Consider the following 3,144-nt stretch of genomic DNA (forward strand, 5'->3'; position numbering starts at 1 on the left):
CAGCCCCGAAACGCGGCTCGGGCAGGCGGGACGGGTCGTCCCAGAGCAGGCTGAGGTGGTTGCCGCAGTGGTCTTCGAGGGCGCAGGGGGCGTCGGATTCCTTGCGGGCGCGCAGCGCGTTGTCCGGCAGGCCGGGCAGTTGCCCCTTGGTGAGCATGTCGGTCAGCTGGAGGTGACCGCCTTCGCCGTGGTGCTCACGGCACCACAGCGCCACCGGCGTGCCGGCCCACACCGCCGCGCCCAGCACCGAGTCGACGGCCTGGTGCTCCGGTGGCGGCGGGCCGTGCCACGCGACCGCCACGGGCTGGTCCCCGGCCAGTTCGCGGTACAGCCGCTGCGGGTCACGGCCGTCCTCGTCACCGAGCCACCGCACGGCCGACTCCGGGTGCAGTCCGCTGTGCTCCTGCAGCCACCGCCACTTCGCCTGCCACTGCTTGCGCAGCGGCAGCGACGTGGTGCGCAGGCGGTCGAGGCTGCGCACGACCACCGGGTAGTACACGCCGAGGCGCCCGCCGAACGGGCTGCCGTGCGTGATGAGCCACGTGTCCACGTCGGCGGCCAGCAGCCGGTGCGGCAGGATGAACTCCACCATCGGCTCCACGGCGTGCGTGGCCAGTAGGCTGGTGCAGTCCTGGAGCGCGCGGTCGATGACGCCGCGGATCTCCTCCAGCGTGTACGACCGGTCGTCACGCGCCAGCGTCTGGCTGTCGGTGTCCAGCCACAGCCACACCGACACCTGGAACCGGTTGTGGTCGAGGCCGTCCTCCTCGATCTGCACCAGCACCGAGGCGCGGCCGATCCGTTTGGTGACGTACAGGGTCGCGTTCTCCGCCGCCACGACCACCAGCTGCTGGGGCAGTCCACAGCGGCGGGCCACATCGGCGTTCCAGCGGCGCAGCGCCTGCGCGCTCGGCCCGCGACCGTCCACAAAGGCCGCGAGGAACTCCACGAAGTTCAGCAGCGGGGGCAGCTGTCCGGGCGGGGTCATCATGTTGACGAGTTCGTCGGCCACGCCGAGCAGGTCGTCCGGCGCCGACTCCAGCGGCGGCGCGAGCGGCCCCGCGGCCGCCCGGTACACGCTGTGCGCGTCGACCTCGGAGGTCAGCGGCGACAGCAGCTTGCGCAGGTCCGCGCGCTCGGCCGGCAGCAGGATCTCCAGCGGGATGTGCCCGGCGACCAGGTCCGCCGCCTCGTCCACGAGGTAGTGCCCGGCCAGGAACAGGCGCAGCGCGTCCACCAGCTTGCGCAGGCCGCCGTAGTGCCGCTGGCACTCCTCGACCAGGGCGATCGTATACATCCGGTCGCTGAGCTGGGTCGGCATGTCGAAGCCGGGGCCGAGGCGGTTGCGCAGCTCGCTGGCGATCAGGCCGCGGGTGCTCGCGTCCTGGAGCTCGTCGACGTCGAGCAGCAGCGCCACCAGCCGGTTGCGCACGGTTTCCGGCAGCTGCGGTCGCCCAGCAGACACCACGCGCCTCCCCCGTTGCTCGCGATCTTCGCCGGGCCATCGTAGGTCGCCGCCGGTCCTCCGGCCCCGTCGCGGGCAAGGCTAACCGCGGTTACGGCGTTCGTCTGCGTCAAATGGCACGCATACCCGCACCCGCTGGGCACATCGGGTGACAGAACACCGAGGGGGTATCCGGGCCACGCTACGTTGCCTCTTCGTAGCGGAGAGCAGCCCCCGCCCGTGAGCCGGCGTGCGGGCCACCTGGTGAAGGGGAAGCGGTGGCCCGCACGCCAACCAGCTCACCCGCGCTGCTGCACGGGTCGTCGTGGGTACGGGATCGGCAAGTCCGGCGCCGGCATGTCGGGCCATGGCTCGTGCTTCGACCTGCTCATGGGTCGCCTCCCTCGTGGACGGCGATGTGCTCCTGACAAGGTTGTCGGCGCGTCAACGGGCGACCTTGCGCCGTTCGACGCGAAGGGAGCAGTCCAATCACCGTATTGGCCCAAACGGCCCACGGCATCCGGTGACCCGGACGGCTCGACGGCAGAATCCACCCCGGCTAGACGTTGACATCCAGCCCCCCTAGATTCTAGGTTCATGGTGTTCAAACCCATGAGCAGGAGAGCCGTCATCAAAGCCATGAGGAAGCTCGGGTGCGTGGTGCTGCGAGACACGGGCGGACACACGGTCTACGCCTGCCCGTGTGGACGCCACACGGCGGCTGTCCCGCGACATCGCCAGGTCAGCGCCGGTGTGGTGATGTCGATCGGCGAGCAGATGCGGTGCCTAGGAGAAAGGTGGCTTCAGTGAGCACGTTCAGCGCGGTCGCCACGCGCGAAGGCAAATGGTGGGTGGTCGACGTCGAGGGCGTCGGCACCACGCAGGGCCGCACGACCGCCGAGGCGCAGGAGATGGCCGAGGATCTCGTCGCGGCCATGAAGGAGATCGAACCCGACAAGATCGTGCTCGACATCTCCTTCCGACTGCCCGCCGATCTCGTCGTGGTCTACGAGGACGCGCGGGACAAGCAGCGCAAGGCCGAGGAGGCCCAGCGGACCGCGTCGGCGGCGTCGCGGACGCTGGTCAGGCGGGTGCTGGCGGCCGGGCTGTCCAAACGAGACGCGGCCCGGGTGCTCGGCCTGTCGCCGCAGCGAATCAGCCAGCTGACCGCCGAACCGGGCTAGGGCCTGTTTCAGAAGTTGATCTCGGTTTGAGATGATCTTCGGGTGGGTCGTGGTGATCTGACGAACGAGCAGTGGGCAAAGCTGGAACCCTTGCTACCCAAGGGCAAGAAGTCTGGACGCCCGCCCAAACACCCGAAACGGCAACTCATCAACGGGATCCGGTTCCGGGTGCGGACGGGTGTGCAGTGGCGAGACCTGCCGGACCGGTACGGGCCGTGGCAGACCGTGTATGGCCTGTTCCGACGCTGGCAGCGCGACGGGACTTGGAAACAGATCCTGACCCGGTTGCAGGCCGAGGCTGACGCGGCCGGGCTGATCACCTGGGATGTGAGCGTCGACTCCACTGTGGCTCGCGCGCACCAGCATGCCGCTGGCGCGCGTAAAAAGGGGCTGACCAGCGTGAATCTCCGGGTGGAGTCGACACCGAGCCGGATGACCATGGGATCTTTCCGGTCCCGGGGCGGGCTGACCACGAAGGTGCACCTGGCGACCGAGCAGGGGCTGAAGCCGTTGTCG

Annotated in this window: 4 protein-coding genes; 3 read left to right on the forward strand and 1 reads right to left on the reverse strand. The window is 69.6% G+C overall.

From position 1 onward, the window contains the following. Positions 1 to 1,465 (reverse strand): VMAP-C domain-containing protein (locus KUTG_RS09310; RefSeq protein WP_198047076.1); only part of this gene is annotated, 1,465 nt, incomplete at its 3' end. A 591-nt stretch (positions 1,466 to 2,056) separates the two neighbouring features. Here KUTG_RS09310 and KUTG_RS66070 point away from each other — a divergent pair. The 3 genes from KUTG_RS66070 to KUTG_RS09320 form a co-directional block, all read left to right on the forward strand. Continuing rightward, positions 2,057 to 2,254 (forward strand): type II toxin-antitoxin system HicA family toxin, encoded by a 198-nt coding sequence (locus tag KUTG_RS66070; protein WP_084579096.1) that lies wholly within the window; start codon positions 2,057 to 2,059, stop codon positions 2,252 to 2,254. Then, positions 2,251 to 2,628: a hypothetical protein gene (locus KUTG_RS09315; protein WP_084579098.1), complete on the forward strand. Its 378-nt coding sequence runs from the start codon at positions 2,251 to 2,253 to the stop codon at positions 2,626 to 2,628. The genes KUTG_RS66070 and KUTG_RS09315 overlap by 4 nt, the downstream gene beginning before the upstream one ends. A gap of 42 nt (positions 2,629 to 2,670) precedes the next feature. Beyond that, positions 2,671 to 3,144 (forward strand): IS5 family transposase (locus KUTG_RS09320; protein ID WP_198047078.1); only part of this gene is annotated, 474 nt, incomplete at its 3' end.

This window comes from Kutzneria sp. 744 (assembly GCF_000568255.1).
GTDB lineage: Bacteria > Actinomycetota > Actinomycetes > Mycobacteriales > Pseudonocardiaceae > Kutzneria.

Coding starts and splice junctions, on each gene's coding strand:
- KUTG_RS66070 (WP_084579096.1), top strand. CDS start 2,057: ATGAGCAGGAGAGCCGTCATCAAAGCCATGAGGAAGCTCGGGTGCGTG.